13 protein-coding genes and 1 other RNA gene are annotated in these 15,195 nt (G+C 33.6%); 9 read left to right on the top strand and 5 right to left on the bottom strand.

Features of this window, described 5'->3' with window-relative positions; genetic code table 11:
• Window positions 1-31: 31 nt before the first annotated feature.
• The 3 genes from ACI9TV_RS05690 to ACI9TV_RS05700 all read left to right on the top strand — a co-directional run bounded on the left by ACI9TV_RS05690 (window position 32) and on the right by ACI9TV_RS05700 (window position 1,028).
• A complete protein-coding gene (locus ACI9TV_RS05690) occupies window positions 32-370 on the top strand; it encodes an Hpt domain-containing protein (protein ID WP_415249799.1) in 339 nt (112 codons plus the stop codon).
• A 55-nt stretch (window positions 371-425) separates the two neighbouring features.
• Window positions 426-523, top strand: an RNA gene (ffs, locus tag ACI9TV_RS05695) — signal recognition particle sRNA small type.
• A 58-nt stretch (window positions 524-581) separates the two neighbouring features.
• The gene (locus ACI9TV_RS05700) at window positions 582-1,028 is read left to right on the top strand and encodes a hypothetical protein (RefSeq protein WP_415249800.1); all 447 of its coding nucleotides are present in this window, start codon (window positions 582-584) and stop codon (window positions 1,026-1,028) included.
• A 41-nt stretch (window positions 1,029-1,069) separates the two neighbouring features.
• Here the strand turns inward: ACI9TV_RS05700 and ACI9TV_RS05705 are convergent, their stop codons facing one another.
• A complete protein-coding gene (locus ACI9TV_RS05705) occupies window positions 1,070-2,767 on the bottom strand; it encodes a DUF4105 domain-containing protein (protein WP_415249801.1) in 1,698 nt (565 codons plus the stop codon).
• 188 nt (window positions 2,768-2,955) lie between these two features.
• Window positions 2,956-3,396, bottom strand: coding sequence for a DUF3015 family protein (locus tag ACI9TV_RS05710; protein WP_415249802.1), 441 nt, complete (start codon window positions 3,394-3,396; stop codon window positions 2,956-2,958).
• 165 nt (window positions 3,397-3,561) lie between these two features.
• On the opposite strand from ACI9TV_RS05710, the gene ACI9TV_RS05715 reads away from it, so the two are divergent.
• A complete protein-coding gene (locus tag ACI9TV_RS05715) occupies window positions 3,562-4,242 on the top strand; it encodes a glucosaminidase domain-containing protein (RefSeq protein ID WP_415249803.1) in 681 nt (226 codons plus the stop codon).
• Between the two features lie 2 nt (window positions 4,243-4,244).
• Here the strand turns inward: ACI9TV_RS05715 and ACI9TV_RS05720 are convergent, their stop codons facing one another.
• A complete protein-coding gene (locus ACI9TV_RS05720) occupies window positions 4,245-4,853 on the bottom strand; it encodes a TetR/AcrR family transcriptional regulator (protein WP_415249804.1) in 609 nt (202 codons plus the stop codon).
• Window positions 4,854-4,942: 89 nt separating this feature from the next.
• On the opposite strand from ACI9TV_RS05720, the gene ACI9TV_RS05725 reads away from it, so the two are divergent.
• The 4 genes from ACI9TV_RS05725 to ACI9TV_RS05740 all read left to right on the top strand — a co-directional run bounded on the left by ACI9TV_RS05725 (window position 4,943) and on the right by ACI9TV_RS05740 (window position 10,741).
• Complete coding sequence (locus ACI9TV_RS05725) at window positions 4,943-5,683, top strand: outer membrane lipoprotein-sorting protein (RefSeq protein WP_415249805.1); 741 nt, start codon at window positions 4,943-4,945, stop codon at window positions 5,681-5,683.
• The gene (locus ACI9TV_RS05730; RefSeq protein ID WP_415249806.1) at window positions 5,683-6,906 is read left to right on the top strand and encodes a hypothetical protein; all 1,224 of its coding nucleotides are present in this window, start codon (window positions 5,683-5,685) and stop codon (window positions 6,904-6,906) included. The genes ACI9TV_RS05725 and ACI9TV_RS05730 overlap by 1 nt, the downstream gene beginning before the upstream one ends.
• 8 nt (window positions 6,907-6,914) lie before the next feature.
• Window positions 6,915-9,203 (top strand): efflux RND transporter permease subunit, encoded by a 2,289-nt coding sequence (locus ACI9TV_RS05735; protein WP_415249807.1) that lies wholly within the window; start codon window positions 6,915-6,917, stop codon window positions 9,201-9,203.
• A gap of 116 nt (window positions 9,204-9,319) precedes the next feature.
• The gene (locus tag ACI9TV_RS05740) at window positions 9,320-10,741 is read left to right on the top strand and encodes an SDR family oxidoreductase (RefSeq protein WP_415249808.1); all 1,422 of its coding nucleotides are present in this window, start codon (window positions 9,320-9,322) and stop codon (window positions 10,739-10,741) included.
• Between the two features lie 54 nt (window positions 10,742-10,795).
• On the opposite strand, the gene ACI9TV_RS05745 is transcribed toward ACI9TV_RS05740, so the two are convergent.
• Window positions 10,796-12,490 (bottom strand): efflux RND transporter permease subunit, encoded by a 1,695-nt coding sequence (locus ACI9TV_RS05745; RefSeq protein ID WP_415249809.1) that lies wholly within the window; start codon window positions 12,488-12,490, stop codon window positions 10,796-10,798.
• The gene (locus tag ACI9TV_RS05750; protein ID WP_415249810.1) at window positions 12,490-14,139 is read right to left on the bottom strand and encodes an efflux RND transporter permease subunit; all 1,650 of its coding nucleotides are present in this window, start codon (window positions 14,137-14,139) and stop codon (window positions 12,490-12,492) included. Before ACI9TV_RS05750 ends, ACI9TV_RS05745 begins: the two co-directional genes overlap by 1 nt.
• Before the next feature lie 154 nt (window positions 14,140-14,293).
• Between ACI9TV_RS05750 and ACI9TV_RS05755 the strand changes: the two genes are divergently transcribed.
• A complete protein-coding gene (locus ACI9TV_RS05755; protein ID WP_415249811.1) occupies window positions 14,294-15,169 on the top strand; it encodes an HpcH/HpaI aldolase/citrate lyase family protein in 876 nt (291 codons plus the stop codon).
• The last annotated feature ends 26 nt before the right edge of the window (window positions 15,170-15,195 follow it).

Here is a 15,195-nt window from a genome sequence, read left to right on the forward strand (position 1 = left end):
AACATTGTACAAAAAAGATAGGAAATAGATTATGCCAATAGTAAATGTAAATTATTCAGACCTCAATTTTGATGAGATGGCAGCAGCTATCGGTTTAAAATCAAAACATATGCCAATGTTAGTAGGTAGTTTTTTAGAAGAGTCAGAACTAATTCTCACTAATATAGAAACAGCGATATCTAAAAATAACTATGCTGACTTAAAACTACATGCACACTCTATGAAAGGAAGTGCGGGAAATTTAAAATTTACAGAGATTTATGACATGACCAAAGAGATGGAGCTAGCTGCAGCAGAAGCTGATGCAAGTTTTGACTATAGTTCTTATCTTGATGCTGTAAAAAATGCAGTAGCGACGATTCCTAACTAGTTTTCTTACAATTCTTTGCCAATTAAAAAAAAATTGGTTATAATACTGCCGCTTCTCTTTAGACCTGTGCAATGGTTTTTTAAGATAATGTGTCAGGGTAGGAATACAGCAGCACACCTTAAATCATTATGTGCCGCAGGTATCTGGAGGGGAGTCTTAACTTCCTCAATATTAAATCAAATAATTTTACTTCACTTTTACAAGGGCAACTATGGACTCTTTAATGCATTTACATCTTTTTGCAGCTATTGCATGGATTGGTGGTTCGATTTTTATGTTTATCTTAGGGATAACTCTTACAGACAAACAAAAACAAAAAGAAGTGTATCCTCATGTCGGACCTATCTTTGGTTACTATGAATTGGCTTCATTATTCCTCCTAGTTACAACAGGAGTTTCATTAATTTGGACAAATGGTTTACTAGATTTACTTTTTACAGATGATAATAGTGAGGTTATGAACTTTTTAAGAGCAAAACTATGGATAGTGGCTTCAGTTGTACTTGCAACGGCAGTTCATTTTTATATAGCCTTAAAAACAAATGATATACCTAGAACAAATATAGAAAACTTTATTTCTCGTGGATCTTCTTTATTTATATTTTTTGCAAATCTTTTTATACTTCATTATGCGATTATGATTCGATCAATTCTTTAAGTACATTTGAGTCCAACACATATACAAAATCTCAGCTTTTATTAAAAGTAGTAGTTCAATACTACTTTTAAAGTCTCTTCCTTTTTTTTATCATTGAGAATATATTTTTCTTTATAATCATAATTAAACTGTAATTGTAGATTTTGTTCTATTCGAAAGTTTTGTGAAATTTCTGCAATGTATTGTTGTTTACCATTGTCGTAGTATCTGCTGGTTAGTTCTATATTTGTATTCATGTAACTGTATTTATCTATAACTGCGCCAAAGCTTATCCCAAGTGCTGATATAAAACTATCTTCTATATAAAATAGAGGGTCTGCTAAGGTATAGATATACCCAAATTCATTTCCCCAGCTAAATCCTCCACCTACACTGGCTATAAAATTGGCATTATCGCTGATGTAATTTCGGTCAAATGCAAATTTTGTTCTCCATGAAAATACATCAAAGAACTCTGATCTTTGTGCTAGTGATGTAATGGAAAGAATGGTAGCATTTTCCACTTGGAGAGAGTTGTCGATATAAGAGAGACTTAGATCTAAAAATTCTATTTGTGTACCTCGTAAAAATCCAAAAGAACTATCTTTTAAATCATGGTAAGCGGGACGTAAACCTAAAAAGCCTATCTTCTTATTTTCACGTACTCCAAAACCAGTTGATACCTTTATAGACCTATGGCTTTGAATGGGGTTAGACGGAGTTTGTATGGCTATTTTTTTGCCAACTCCAAGACTAGCTCTTTGTTTAGAAAACTCATGGAAGAGTGTGAGATACTTCTCTTTGGGTACCTTTGCATTTGTAAAAGAGTATCCTAGAAACTCTATAGCAGCTTCTAAAATATACATTTTCTGCTGTAGAGATTTTTTTTTATCTTTTAGAAGAGTTTTAGTATCTGTATTTGAAGTTACTAATGCACGAGGAAGATGGAGATACTCTTTTTGAAGTAGATCTTCATACTTGAGTAATATAGAGCGTTTAGAAGCCCTAAAGTGATGCCTAGTAATTAAATTTTCTTCATTGAGTATATGAATAGTTTCTAATGGTATGACCGCAAGATTGAACTTTTCTCGAAGTTTCAAGGAGGGACGAGCAACTTCTAGTAACCATAACATATTGTATGAACAGTTCTCGGTAAAGAAGTAGTAGAATGAATTTGCAGCATTAAGCTCCCAAATATGTTCAACCATTCTTTGTACTTCTTTTTCATTGAAGTTTAAGTCATACTCCCATATATCTCTTTGTTCTGTATCTCTATACTCTTTTAGCTTGTCGTAGTAGGGTAAGAGAGAGTATCTACCAAGATAGCCACCTATGAGACCTTTGATGGCAAATACAACACCATTCTCTGTTTCAGTATTAGCATCTGCCGCGTAGTTAACGGCATAAGATAAAAGTTTAGAGTCATAAGATGAGTTGATACGTAAAAATGTATGGCCAAACATTGATGCGGGCGAATTTACATGGGCTGCGGGAAAAACTATGGTAGCAGATTTTGGATCTAATCGTTTTAAAACTTTTTCATATTCTTTACATGCTACTTGAGGGAGATTTTGAATGTTTAGCTGTTTTTGAAGCCATCGTGTTCTAGCAGGAAATAAACATGCTGTGGCATTGTCATCAAAGTGAGTTTCATTGAGAATAGAATGTAGTGTAGTTTCTAGTTCACTCTTTGGATTAGTTTTTCCATCATTTGCCAAGAAGAATCGAGTATCATCAATTTCACTGACATTATTGTCCATGTGAAGGAGTAAGTGCCAATAAGGTTTGTTAGACAAGTTTAATTCATTTGCTTTGTGGAGATAATGATTAGAAGATGCATGTAAAAAACTAGTACAAAAAGTAACAAAAATGAGTTTTTTTAAAATGGGAGATTTCCTAAAGTAGGCGGTGTATAAGCGAGTTTCCTCGCTTATTTTAAAGATATAGACTATATAGTAGTAGAGATGTTATCTAAAACATTTGACATTTGTACATTTTGAGATGTATAGATACTATTATAGTTTGATTGAAGTGCAGAAGCGAAAGTTGCTTTGTCTTCAACTGATAAAAGTTCAGCTAGAGTATTGATAGATTCGCCATGACCAACAGCAATTTCTTTTGCAAGAACATCCATGTTAGATGCTACGAATTCAGAAGCTCTCTCATTCATAACAAATTTAGCTTTTTTACATCCAGAAGTTCCAGAAGTGATACCAAATGTTTGGTTACCAGAAGTACCGTTTGTAGTAGCTTGCAGTGAATACATAACTGCTGAGTCAGGATTCTTAATTATATCTCCACCTAAACCACAACCAGTTTGAGTGTTTGCTGCTATTGCTGATGTACTAAGAGCTAAAACAGCTACTGCACTTATTAAAATTTTTTTCATATATATGTCCTTATCTATTTAGATCGCTAATTCTATGTTCTATTAGCTTAAAAGTAAATTATTTTATGTTTTATTTCGATTGTATTGTACGGAGTGGGATTAAAAGGTGTATTTTGTATTCTATATAAAATAATGCTATGATAATAAGTATAAAGGAAATGGTTTATGAAATATACTTATATCTTGATTTTGTTTATTCTCAGTGCTTCTCTTGAAGCTTCAAGAATGAATTATACTTATTATCGTGCTGATGTTATTCCTGATAATATGAGTACAGGTATGAAAAAAGAGCGCTTTTATCATCTTGTTGTTCCTGCGGTTGAGAGAGTTCATTCTCAGCTCTTAGATTTTTATACTCGGGTAAAGAGTGATATAGACAATAAAAGAAGACCGACAAAATTAAAACGATTAAGAGAACAGCATAAAGCAAGTACAAACCTTGAACTTTTACAGGCTTTAAAGCCTCATCCTCCAAGTATTGTTATTGCTCAGGCTGCAATGGAGAGTGCTTGGGCTACTTCAAGGTTTTTTCGAGAGGCAAATAATGTTTTTGGTATGTGGAGTAAAAATCCAAAAGAATCCAGAATTGCAGCTGGCATGAAACGTGCAGATGGGAGAACAATTTGGCTAAGAAAGTTTTACTCTATTGAAGATTCTGTTCGAGAGTACTACAAGCTTATGGGGAAAGGGAAACACTTTAAAGCTTTTCGTAAAATTAGATACGAGACAGATGATGTTCATGAAATTGTAAAAAAATTAGATAAATATTCTGAGATTGGTCATCTTTACGGTGAAGAACTGAGTGCAATGATACGCTTTAATAAGCTAACTCATTACGATAAATAGGCTTAGTATTTCATCCCGTTAATGATATTATCAAAACTTAGCTCATAGAGCTCATCAAGATTATTTTGTATATGCATATGACCATCAATATAAAGATTCGCTAAACCGTGCATGTTTGACCAGATATATATAGCTTGAAGGATAGGGTCTTGTACTTTAAATACTTTTTTTTCCTGACCTTCTACTAAAAGAGAAACAAGCCTATGAAAATCTTTTGTACTCTCTTCATCCTTAAGATCGCATGACTCTTCTCTTTGTTGTGCTACAACATGTCCAAAAATCATTCTATATATATTTGGGTTTTGGAGTGCAAATCCTAAGTAGGCTTGCCCCATCGCTTTAAATCTGTTAATGACGGAGTCATTTGAAGTAAGGGCAGGGACTATACTTGCATCAAGTTTCTCAAAACCTGCGTGTATTACAGCTGTGATAAGTTCATCTTTAGAACTATAGTGTCTATAAATTGCTGAACGTGATGCGCCAAGTTTTTTAGTAAGTTCTCGTAGCGTTATACTCTCAACCCCATTTTCTTTCACCATTACTAGGGCTTCATTAATAAGTTCATCTTTTAAATTACCATGATGATAGGTGGATTCTTTACTTTTATTCATAATCTAATTTTAGCATAATTATTTAATATGTTGACATTGATTACATTTTTATGTTAACATTGTCAACATAAATGAAAAAAGGATTTTTTATGAAAAAAATTATTGTATCTTCGATTTTACTTGTATCTAGTATTTTTGCAATGAGTAACGTAGAAGTCGCACAAAAAAGTGATGATGTTATGAGTGGTTTTGTCGATTCTGTTTCCCAAATGGAGATGAAGCTCATTAACGCTAGAGGACAAGAAAAAATTCGTACGATGAGTATGAAAGTACTTGAGGGGAAAGTTGAAGACAAATCCTTGATGGAATTTACTACTCCTGCTGATGTAAAGGGTACAAAATTTTTAAATTATGAGCATGTAAATAAAGATGATGATCAGTGGTTATACCTTCCTGCACTTAAGCGGGTAAAAAGAATTTCATCTAAAAAGAAATCGGGTGCATTTATGGGCAGTGAATTTTCTTATGAAGATTTGAGTGCTTTTAATGTAAACAAATATACCTATGAAAACGGAGAGGCGCAAGAAAGCGGAAGTAACTTTGTTGTGGAATCTGTACCTGTTTCAAAACACTCAGGATACACAAAACGTATCTCTTACGTGGATAAAGAAAGCTTTTTAATCCAAAAGGTAGAGTACTACGATAGAAAAAAACAGCTTTTAAAAACAGCTACATTTTCAGAATATAAAAAGTTCGGTGAAGTGAACCGCATAGGGAAAATTCATATGCAAAATATTCAAAATGATAAAACAACCATACTGGTTTGGAGCAAAGAGAAAATTAAGACAGGACTTACAGCTAAGAAATTTCATAAGAGATATTTAAAGTAGTGAAAAAGCTATTTCTTTTGATTCTCTCAAGTCTTAGTCTTTTTGCTGAGTTTGAAGTGAGTGGGCACGTGGACTTAGATTCCGAATTTTATCTTAGTAAAGCATCTTCTCGTGAGAGTTCTTCTTTTACTGCTAAGCAAACCTTAGAATTAAAATACCTCAAAGATGACTTCACTATCTATACAAAACTGTATGCACAAGAAGCCTTCAATGATTTTTTAGAACAAAATAGTCAAACACATAGAACATTTGCGAGAGTAGATGAGTTTTATCTCAAGTTCGATAGAGAAGATGATGCCTTTCAAATAGGAAAAAGTATAAAGTTTTGGGGTTCTTTAGAGTTTCGCAACATCGTGGATGCTTTTAATCCAAATGAGTTTAGAGATGATATGTTTTCAGTCAATAAGTTAGGTGTTTATAATGCCTCGTACTCTTACTTCACCGATAGTGGTGTAGTAAGTCTCATTGTAAAGTTCCATGAACAAGATTTAAAAATGGCACAATTTCCTTATGTGTATTATCCGTTTCCTGAGTTTGTCTCGTATGAGAAAAATCTGCAAACATCAAAAAGTCAAAATAGACCATCTGTATATCTAAGTTACAGTGGCTCAACAGATACAGAGTATGCACTTGATTATGCTTTTATATATGAAAACGGATACGATTCGCAAAGGTACTTCAGCTCCGTCGTGAATCAACCAACCCGCTATGTACAAAATGCTTATCTTGTGGATAAATTTATGACATACAATACCTTGGTAGTTGGTGCAACACTTCTAAAGCTTGAAGCTCTTTACGGGGATGTTGAGAGTGGGGTAGCTGTTGGGGATTATTCTCATATTGCTTTTGGAATTGAGCATACATTTGAAGATTTTGAATCTGGTTCGGCTCTTGGTTTTATTGGTGAATATTATAAATACACTACATACGAATCTAGTAAACTTAGTGACCTACAACTGTATGAGACTATGCAAGATGATTTGTTTATAGGCTTACGATACACACTTAACGATGAAGATGATACATCCATTGTTGGTGGAGTTGTAGCAGATATGGAATATAGTGAACAAAGCTATTATGCAAAGTATGAAAGTAGGTTTGGAAATAGTATAAAAGTAGAGTGTGATTACTACTATATAGAGCCATCAAAAAAAGTACAAACTGCTTACTCACTTTTAGGAAGACACCAAAGAGTAGGTGTAAATATCGCATATTACTTTTAGGAGAATAAATGAATAACTTTGTAGATAAAATAATTAAATTTAGATGGGTTATCGCTATGTTGATTCCACTCATCACCGTCATGATGGCGTCTTCATTAAAAAATTTGGAGTTTGAGGGAAGTTATAGAATTTGGTTCGGTGAAGAATCTAAGATTTTAAAAGACTATGATAATTTTCGTGCGATCTTTGGTAATGATGATGTAATTGCAATCTCGTTGAAGGTAGAGGAGGGTGTATTTAACAAGGATACTCTTCAAGCCATAGACAACATAACAAAAAAGCTTTGGGAGACAGAGTATATCGCTAGAGTTGATTCGATTACAAACTATCAATATGTGCATGCTGATGAAGAATATCCAGATGAAATTATTGTTGAAGATTTTATAGAAAATATTGATTCTTTGAGCGAAGCTGATTTAGAACTAAAGAAAAAAGTAGCACTCGAACAAGACTTGATTGTAGGAAAGTTAATATCTGCGGATGCTACAACGACTATGATTGTTGGACGAATGACACCAAAAGCTGGAGATGACCCAGAGGTTAGTTTTAAACTACGTGATGCAGTGCTCAAGATAATAGAACCTGAAGTAGAAAAATATGGATATACTTTTTATCTTAGTGGTGGACCTATTATAAATACTGCTTTTATAGAAATAGCACAACATGATGGTGGAATATTTACTCCAGCTGTAATACTTGTAGCAATGTTTTTACTTTTACTTGTGTTTAGAAAATTTTCATTGAGTTTACTTAGTATCGCTGTTGTAATTTTTACATTTTTGATTGTTCTCTCTATTCAAGTTATACTTGGCTTTAAGCTTAATAACTTCACCGCAAATATTCCTGTGTTTGTTGTAGCTATCGGTATTGCTGATGCAATGCACCTTGTATGGATTTATATAGTTGCTAGAAAAATGGATATGGATAATTATGAGGCTATTCATTATAGTGTGAGTAAAAATTTTCTTGCTCTACTTTTAACATCTCTGACGACTGCTGTAGGGTTTGCATCTTTGAGTATCTCTAAAGTTATTCCTATCCAAACACTAGGTATTGCAACTGCTAGTGCAGCTGTACTAGCCTTTATACTGACTATCCTTTTTGTACCAGCATTATTGGCTATTTTAAATCCTAAAATAAAAGCACAGACTAAAGAGGAAAATAAAAATCATAATATTTCCTCTAGCTATGTAGATTTCATACTCAATAACAATACTAAGATTCTCATAGTATCTACGCTTATTTTTATAGGTATAGGCATAGGAATATTTCAAGCAACCGTGGATTCAAATACAGTTCGTTATTTTAAAGAAAACGTTCCATTTCGTGCAAGTACAAAATTTATACAAGATAATTTAACTGGACCAATGTCTTATGAAATCATAGTAGACTCTAAAAAGAATGATGGAATTAAAGATCCAAAATTTTTAAAAACTGTTGAGAAATTTTATAAAGAATATCATGAGGCATATCCGGAAGTGAGACATATTAGTTCGCTTATGGATGTAGTGAAAACATTTAACGATGTTATGGTTGGGTCAAAAACAATTCCTGATAATCAAAATCTTATCGCACAGTATCTATTGCTCTATTCACTTTCATTACCTCAAGGGATGGAGATAAATGACAAAATGGATATTAATGAGCGTTTGTTGCGTGTGAGTGCATCTATAAATATGGTAGACACTTCAAAAGATTTAGAGATGATTGAGTGGGCCCAAAAGTGGTGGGATAAGACACCCTATAGTGCTGAAGTAAATGGACAAACGCAAATGTTCGCACACATGCAACATGATGTGACAAATACGCTTATCTACTCTATAACATTGGCAGTTGTACTTATATCTATAATTATGCTGTTGATATTTAAAAATCTAAGGATGTTACCACTTTTTATAGCTCCAAATATCCTTCCAATAGCACTCGTCGTTGGTGTAATGGGTTGGCTAGACATAGATATAGATATGGGAGTAGCAATTGCTGGTGCTATCATCATAGGAGTTGCAGTGGATGATACGATTCATTTTATGGTGAAGTATGTAGAATCAAGAAAACGTGGTGAAGATTTACGTAGTTCACTAGAATATGTAATGAGTTATGCTGGTAGTGCGATTATCTTTACTACTATTATTTTGAGTCTTGCATTTTTAGTGTTTGTATTTAGTGACTTTAATCCAAACTACCATTTTGGTGTAGTAACTGCTACTGCATTAGTTATCGCTGTGTTAGTTGATTTGGTTACATTACCTGCCTTGTTGTCAAAGATAGATGATAGAGAAAAGTCTTTGTTGTTATAAAAAATAAACTAACAAAATTCCTCTACGAATAACTTAATAATCATTATATAATGTAAGTATGGTTTTAATATCCTAAACCCTATAGATTTCTAGGCTCATACTAAAAGGAAGTTAAGATGAAAATTTTATTAACAGGTGCGAATGGCTACATAGGAAGAAGACTTAAAGAAAAGCTTTTAAGTGAAGATGTTTCTCTACGTTTACTTGTACGTAATCCAAAGAGCTTAGGTGCAAATCTTCAGGCTGAAGTTTACCAAGGGGATGCATTTGATGTTGCTTCACTAGAAAATGCTCTCGATGGAGTTGATGTAGCTTACTATCTTATACACTCTTTACAAAACAAAAACTATAAAGAACTTGACAAACTAAGTGCTCATAATTTTTTAAATGCAGCAATTAAAAAAAAGGTAAAAAAAATTATATACTTAGGTGGTCTTGGCGTTAAAGAGCATGCAAGTAAACATCTTTTGAGTCGGATAGAAACAGGAGAGATACTCTCAAGTAGGCCAAAAGAGATAGAAACTGTTTGGATTCGTGCGGGAGTAATTATAGGTTCTGGGAGTGTTAGTTTTGAGATTATCAGACATATAACTGAAAAACTACCTGTCATGGTAACTCCAAAATGGGTTAAAACCTTAGCGCAACCAATAGGTGTCGATGATGTAGTCGCTTATCTTAGGCAAGCAAAAGATCTCTCTCTAAAAGCTAATGTAGTAGTTGATATTGGTAGTCAAAAGATGACATACAAAGAGATGATGATTGGTTGTGCTCATGCACTTGGGTTACGAAGATGGATTTTCCCACTTCCGATTCTTAGTATAAAACTCTCTTCATATTGGTTGAACTTTTTCACTCCAGTACCTTATAATATTGCACGCTCACTCATAGAAGGGCTTTCATCTGAGGTTATTGTACAAAATGAAAATGCAAAAAAATATTTTCCCTCTATAATTCCTATGAGTTTTGATTTAGCAGTAAAAAAAGCTATACGAGAAATGGAAGAAAACCAAGTATTCAGTCGTTGGAGCGATGCTGGTGGAGGAGGAGATATCTGGGAAAAAGAGTTTAAAAATGATTCCTTATCTGCAGTACTCTTGGACCGTCAAATACTTCCATTAGATGATGTATCAAAAGAGTCACTCTATCGTACATTTTGCTCTATTGGAGGAGATGAGGGATGGTTTGGATATGACTGGCTTTGGGAGATTCGAGGTGCTACAGATAAAATGCTCGGTGGTGCAGGACTCAATAGAGGACGAAGAGATGCTTACCACCTTAGGGTAGGGGAAAGTGTTGACTTTTGGAGAGTGGAAGACCTCAAAGAGAATGAGAGACTTCTCCTTAGAGCCCAAATGAAAGTTCCTGGAAAAGCTTGGTTAGAATTTAAGATTCAAGAGGATCAATTTATTCAAACTGCCTATTTTTATCCACGTGGACTCTTAGGAAGACTTTACTGGTATATACTTATACCTGTGCATTATTTAGTATTTGGAAATATGATTCGCTCTATTATGAAGAAATCTAAAAATGAAAGTTAAAAGTAGTCTTAGAAGACTATAGAGACGTGAAGTCTCTATAAATAGGTATAAATATTATATCGATTTTGTTCTATTAAGAAGAATAGGAACAAATAAAAGTGAAACGATAACGGCAGCTATAGTTCCAGATATGAGAGCAACTCCAAGTCCACCAAATACAGGATCACTAGCAAGAAGTGCAGAACCTAAGATAATAGCGATAGCTGTTAACATAATAGGTTTTGCTCTTGTAGCACTTGCAATTGCAATTGCTCTTCTTTTCTCAATTCCTTTATCTTTAATAAGCCCTTGAGCAAAATCTATAAGTAAAAGAGAGTTTCTAGAACTAATCCCCATGAGTGCAATAAATCCAATGAGTGATGTCGCGGTCAAGAAGAATGTCTCATCTGTTACAAGGTTCGCAACCCAGTGACCAACGATAACCCCGATGATAGAAAGGAAACTTCCACCAAGAACAATTCCACTAAGTGCAAATGATTTATAATAAACAACAAGTAGTAAGAAGATAAGAATAAGTGCAGCAATAAATGCACCACCTAAATCTCTAAATGTATCAAGTGTAACTTTCATTTCACCATCAAATCGTAAAAGAAACTCTTCAGCAGTTGTTTTGTCCTCGAGCATTAAGTCAAACATATATGTTGTGATACCAGGTACTTTAGTAACTATATATCTGTCTGAAAATTGTTCAATCATTTGTTCTCTTGTATCAAGTAGTGGATATACTTGAGAGACCATATCTGTTTCAGCAACAACGTTTACCATTGTTTTTAAATTTTTATGATAAATCATAGGAACGGAAAGCTCTTCTTGAATTTCTACAACTTCAGTTAAAGGAATCATCATTCCTTTCATGTTCATAAGACTAAGTTGGCTTAGCTTATTTTTAAGAAGTTTTTCTGTATCTTTTTCTATTGTTTGGCTCTCTTCACTCAGTGCAACGAAGATAGATATTTGATCGTTAAGATCGATTGTATTTTTAACAGCTACCCCCATACCTTCAAATGCAAGATAAAGAATTTGATTTACTTGTTTGATACTCAGTCCACTTTGTGATGCTTTTTCTACAATAGGACTTAGTACATACTTTTTATAACGCTCATCAGCCATAATATCAACGTCAACAAGACCATCAGTACGTTGTAAGATATCTGCTACCTCTGCAGCTAAAACAATAGTTTTCATATTGTTCTTTCCATATACTTCAAGAACTATAGAAGCTAGTGTTGGTGGTCCAGCTGGCATCTCTGTCATCTTGATAACAGTCCCTTTTACGATTGGTTGACATGCATCTTTGATAACTGGACGTAGTCTCTGTACCATGTTAAATGATTTTTCTTCTCGTGAGTTTTTATCGCTAAGATTTATAACAATCTCTGCAAACTCAACACTCATTTTCATGCCACTTCCCTTTACGAGACCAGCGTAATCAAGTGGTGCACCTTGCCCTAAAAATACTTCCATATCTAGAACTTCTGATTCTTTTTTCATAACATTTGTTACACATTGAGAAACAATGGTAGTTTGGTTTATAGAACTACCTTTAGGCATATCTACATAAATTGTAAATGTGTTTGTACTTTTTCCTGGTAACATTTTTGCAAGTACAATCTTTGTTGGAAGCATCATAATTGCACCTGCGAGAGATGCAAATATAAGTAACATTACCAATAGACTTTTCGCAGGTACGTTTAAAATACCAAATATAAAGTTTTCAAATCTACCACCTTTATGGTCTTTAGTAGTCATTATTTATCTCCCTCTTGTACTTTTGGTGCTTGTGTATCTGCTGTTTTTAGCTCTTCTGTGGGATCACAACAAATTGTGTGTCCATCAGTTTGTTTCACTTTTAATAGTTTTTTACCTAAATAAGGTGTAAATATATATGCAATAAATAGTGAAGCAAGGAGTGCAACTGGAACATTGTATGGAATAGGCTTCATAAATTCACCCATCATTCCCCCAACAAATGCCATCGGTACCATTGTAAGGATAATTGCTAGAGTTGCTACATTTGTAGGAGCTCCAATCTCATCTGTTGCGGTGATAAGAAGTTCATCCATATCTCTGTGCTCACTTCCATGCATATGCATGTGTCGGTGAATATTTTCAATTACAATAATAGCAGCATCCACAAGGAGACCAAGTGAAAGTAAGAAGGCAAAGAGCGTAATTCTATTTATGGTTTGGTCTGTCATAAAGGCGATAAAAAGTGTAATAGCTAAAATTGCAGGAACTGTAAAAGTAACGATAAGAGATTCTCTCCAACCAAGAAAGAATACCAACATAATTGCAATAATAACAATTGTAATAACGAGGTGATGAACTAACTCATTAACAGCTTCGTTTGCACGTTCTCCGTAGTTTCTTGTAATAACACAGCCAATGCCAAGTCTTTCAAGTCTTTCTTTGTTGTTTTTTAGAAGCTCTTTTACATCATTTGCCACAAATACTGCATTTGTTCCAGCAAGTTTTGAGACTGAAAGTGTGATTTGCTCATATTCTGAACCATCTTTAAAGATGATGTGTGCGCTTTGCTTATTTTGTACATCAATTCCATCTGTTACAGTTGCAATATCTCTTAGGTATGTAGGACTTCCCATATACTGAGCAACAATGATATTTTCAACATCTTCAATAGAGTCAATTGCATTTTTGATTCCGAATACAACGAGTTTATTATCCTTAGTGTTAAGTTTTACTTTTGGAACTCTAATAGCAATCGATTCTATACCTTGAACAATTTGCCCTAAAGATAAATGATACCCTTTGAGTTTTGCTAAATCAACTTCAACATTGTACTGTTGCTTATGTGCACCTTTGAGTTGCGTTTTTGCGACATTATCAAGTGCAGAGATATCTTTTTTAAGATCTTGAACAACTTTGAGGTATTGAGGATAGTCAATTGCTTTATGCTTCTGATAGAAAGCTATACCAACGATAGGGATATCAATATCAATATCAAATGGCTTTACCATCGGTTGCATCACATTTTTAGGAAGCATATCCATATTTTGCATTACTTTATCGTAGAGTTTAAGGTTTGAACTTTCTCTATCTTGACCTATATAATACATAACATTTATAATAGCTACATTGTCCACACTCATGGCATAAATATGTTCTATCCCTTTGACTTCTCTTAGTTTTTGCTCGAGTGGCTCAACTAAAATTTTCTCTATCTCTTTAGGCTTTAGACCAGGTGCAGGGATGATAATACTACCACCACTAATAGAAATCTGTGGATCTTCTTCACGAGGCATAATCTCTAAAGAGATATAACCCATCGTGAGTAAAAATACGGCTAATACCGCTGTAAGAGGGCTGTATATAAAGCTTTTAGCAAGTGAACCAGCGTAATCAGTGGTTTTGATATGCGATAAATCTTTTTCTTCCATTGTGTAATTCGCTCCTATATTGAGGGATTTTAATTGTATGATTATACCTTGTATAAATAAAATGAAGCATAAATCTTTACCTGCTTGTGATACATTTTTAAGAGAGTATAATTATGAGTATAAGTTATACAAATGATGAGAGGAGAGAAGAGAAATGTTACTAAATTATATAAAACTCGGTGGCACGCTGTTTATCCCTGCAATACATAAAAGTTTAGAATCCACACTCCATGGAAAAAAATATAAAAATTTAAAAAGTGTAGCTGTTGATATAGAAGATTCTATTGCCGAAAATGATGTGAAAGAAGCTCTTAAATGTATAAAAAATATGCTGAAAAATTTTAAAAAAACAGAACTTTTTGTATTTATAAGACCAAGAAATATTGAGGTTTTAAAAGAAATTCTACAATATGCAAACATTGAAAAGATGGATGGCTTTATACTTCCAAAATTCTCTCTTGTTAATGCTCAAGGGTATTTAGAGTTACTTCGAGATACAAAGTTCTTCATTATGCCAAGTATAGAAGGTACGGAGTTATTTGAGAGTGCTAAGCTCTTAAATCTGCGAGATATATTACTTTGCCATAGTGAAAAAATTATTTTAATTCGGTTCGGTTTAGAAGATATGTTACGTCAGTTGAGGATGAGAAGAAAATGTGAAGATAGTATTTTTGATTTTAGTGTTACTTCTTCGATAATAGGTAACTTTTTAGCCATATTTAAAAGTGCTGGATTTGAAGTTAGCGGAGGGGTTTACCCCTGTTTTGAAGATAAAGAAGGCTTTAAAAGGGATGTTATAAAAGATTTAAAAGAAGGTTTGTTTTCTAAAACTATTATTCATCCATCACAGATTGAGATTATAAATGATGTATATAAAGTGAGTAAAAAAGAGTATGAAGATGCTAGAAAAATCACTACCTTAAAAGCTGCTATAGGAGTAAATGACGCTAAGATGTTAGAGTCAAGTACTATGATCCCTTATGCACAATATATTCTCCAAAGAGCAGACGAATATGGTATTCAAAAATAGATTCATAAGTAGAAAATAAATTAAAG

It is taken from the genome of Sulfurimonas sp., assembly GCF_047622445.1.
In the GTDB taxonomy this organism is placed as follows: domain Bacteria; phylum Campylobacterota; class Campylobacteria; order Campylobacterales; family Sulfurimonadaceae; genus Sulfurimonas.

What these genes read in the sequence shown, in the direction of transcription:
- ACI9TV_RS05755 (WP_415249811.1), top strand. Translation starts at nt 14,294, where the DNA reads ATGTTACTAAATTATATAAAACTCGGTGGCACGCTGTTTATCCCTGCA.
- ACI9TV_RS05725 (WP_415249805.1), top strand. Translation starts at nt 4,943, where the DNA reads ATGAAAAAAATTATTGTATCTTCGATTTTACTTGTATCTAGTATTTTT.
- ACI9TV_RS05740 (WP_415249808.1), top strand. Translation starts at nt 9,320, where the DNA reads ATGAAAATTTTATTAACAGGTGCGAATGGCTACATAGGAAGAAGACTT.
- ACI9TV_RS05720 (WP_415249804.1), bottom strand. Translation starts at nt 4,853, where the DNA reads ATGAATAAAAGTAAAGAATCCACCTATCATCATGGTAATTTAAAAGAT.
- ACI9TV_RS05700 (WP_415249800.1), top strand. Translation starts at nt 582, where the DNA reads ATGGACTCTTTAATGCATTTACATCTTTTTGCAGCTATTGCATGGATT.
- ACI9TV_RS05750 (WP_415249810.1), bottom strand. Translation starts at nt 14,139, where the DNA reads ATGGAAGAAAAAGATTTATCGCATATCAAAACCACTGATTACGCTGGT.
- ACI9TV_RS05690 (WP_415249799.1), top strand. Translation starts at nt 32, where the DNA reads ATGCCAATAGTAAATGTAAATTATTCAGACCTCAATTTTGATGAGATG.
- ACI9TV_RS05705 (WP_415249801.1), bottom strand. Translation starts at nt 2,767, where the DNA reads ATGGACAATAATGTCAGTGAAATTGATGATACTCGATTCTTCTTGGCA.
- ACI9TV_RS05745 (WP_415249809.1), bottom strand. Translation starts at nt 12,490, where the DNA reads ATGACTACTAAAGACCATAAAGGTGGTAGATTTGAAAACTTTATATTT.
- ACI9TV_RS05715 (WP_415249803.1), top strand. Translation starts at nt 3,562, where the DNA reads ATGAAATATACTTATATCTTGATTTTGTTTATTCTCAGTGCTTCTCTT.
- ACI9TV_RS05710 (WP_415249802.1), bottom strand. Translation starts at nt 3,396, where the DNA reads ATGAAAAAAATTTTAATAAGTGCAGTAGCTGTTTTAGCTCTTAGTACA.
- ACI9TV_RS05735 (WP_415249807.1), top strand. Translation starts at nt 6,915, where the DNA reads ATGAATAACTTTGTAGATAAAATAATTAAATTTAGATGGGTTATCGCT.